The sequence below is a fragment of the Mesorhizobium sp. M1312 genome, assembly GCF_040318115.1.
Lineage (GTDB): Bacteria > Pseudomonadota > Alphaproteobacteria > Rhizobiales > Rhizobiaceae > Mesorhizobium.
Genome location: NZ_JAMYLQ010000087.1, coordinates 1 through 1,992, shown reverse-complemented (window position 1 = coordinate 1,992; position 1,992 = coordinate 1). Strand labels below are relative to the sequence as shown.

Genomic DNA, 1,992 nt, shown 5'->3' with positions numbered 1-1,992 from the left:
AGCTCTGGTTCGCCTCAAAGTCATTGTTGCTGGACCTCTGCTACTCGCCGACACTCAACCTTACCACATCTGCTGACACTCGAGCACCGTGACCACCGCCGTCACAGTTAGCGCATTTCTCGTATTCAAGCTCTTGACCCGAACCAGTCATTGCTGGTGCACGGCGGCATCGCGCGGTGTTCGGACAGCGCGCAATGGACAATGGCAGGTCTCGAATGTGCGAAACATCTTGGCGCGGCTTCCGGGCATAACGAGCGGTGATCACCAAGGCCCCACATAGGATGCCGGTTGCAGGAACATTCTTCACAGAGTGTGAGTCGACCGGGACAAACGTGACGCCGCGGAATGGAGGTTTCGCCTGTAAGATCACGCGGGGGTTTCGGAAGGAGACCTGTTTATGACCAGCGAACGAGACGTCGGCACGTTTCAAAAGCCCGTGACCGTATGGCTGGCCTCGAACAAAGTCAGTGTTTCGAGCACCCGCGAAGCCGCCGAAATGCTGCTCTACGAGTGGCCCATCGGAGAAACCGCTCGCCGCATTCAGGCACGTATGGCGTGCATGAAGGTGCTCGGCGGCGGCAGCGCCCCTGAGGTAGCCCGAGTGGCCTTTCTCAGCGCCGCCAAGGAAGCGAAGATCCTGAACTGACATCTGCTACTCCGCCGCGATCTTGGCGGGATCGGCGGCATCGAAGGGATTCTCACCGTTGTCGGCGACCTTCACGAGTTCATCCGCCGGCGCTTCGAATTGCGCGGCGAGGTCTTTGTTGATGAACTCTTTCTACTCGCCGGCGTTGGCGGTTGCGGGTCAGACGATTCCCACGGCCAGGTGAGCCCAGATCATCAGCACGACCAGCACCACGCAGACTAACAATGTGGGGCGAAGTATCCTCCCATGGACATTGCGTCGAACCAGTGCAATTCCAATCCATGCAGCGGCAAGTAGCGCGGCCGCAGCCGTGAAATCCTCTATACCCCAGTTCATAGCGATCGGTCCTGGTTCCGATCGAGGAACTATGCAGCAGGACGTTCTGCCGCGCCAGAAGCATCACTCTGCTGCGGCATGCCGATGACCAGCGCCTTGCCCATGATGGCCTTCGGTGGTTTGGTGGCAAATCAAATGAGGCGGACTAACGGGAGGTACGTTCGTTGAGGTGGGCAAGATCGAGGTCAACGGGGCTACAGTTGACCCGGTTCGCACCATCACCAAGGGACCCGGCCTCGACAGGCCTGGCGGCCAAAGAGAAACTCAGATCAATTTTGAGGGTCGGTTATGTGGATTCCACTACAAATCAGAGAGGCAGTGGAGATCCGCCGGAGCCGGCGCAAAATCGGCCAACTTGACCGCGCCTGCGAGATTGAACTCGCGGATGCTGAGACGAGCGACGATCGCGCGAAAATTGAAGACCGGCGTCACCGGGAAACTTCGTTGTACGTTGACAAGATCGAGGCGATAAGACGCGGAGGCTTTTGCGGAAAGCGAACAGCCTGGACGTTCCCTATGAATACCCGAGCGATGACAGCCCGGTTTGGGAGCGGTCCGATCAACTACATACATGGCATCTGACGACGATCGGCTATTCCCAGCTTCGAAAAGCGATCAGACAAGAGCGCAGGGACCGGCGCGCGAAACGGACGGCCGCGCGTAGGCTGGGACGAGACCTGTATGTAGAAGGCCCGCCGCTACATCTGCGAAGCGACGGGCCTCCACCCCATCCCCCATACCTGACGATGCAATTGCGGTGCCAGACGTATTGACCCAATGCGGGGCACATTATGGCTTCTACACAGCGGAATTGGCGCAACGTACTTCGAACGAACGTTTCGACTCCATAGGTTGAGCGTATGTATCCGCCAGCAGGTGAGCGCCCCCCCCGAAGGCTCGCTGGTCAGGCCCAGCGGCCCATCGCCCCCCAAGCCGCGGGGCCGCTGCCGCTGGCGGGTTTACACATGTCCGGGCCCACGCGACCGGGGGCGTTGGCGGTTGGCGGGGTG

At 59.7% G+C, this 1,992-nt stretch carries 1 protein-coding gene; it reads left to right on the top strand.

Annotated elements, in window-relative coordinates; translation table 11 throughout:
• Window positions 1–397: 397 nt before the first annotated feature.
• Window positions 398–646: a DUF982 domain-containing protein gene (locus tag NKH36_RS34590; RefSeq protein WP_352966289.1), complete on the top strand. Its 249-nt coding sequence runs from the start codon at window positions 398–400 to the stop codon at window positions 644–646.
• The last annotated feature ends 1,346 nt before the right edge of the window (window positions 647–1,992 follow it).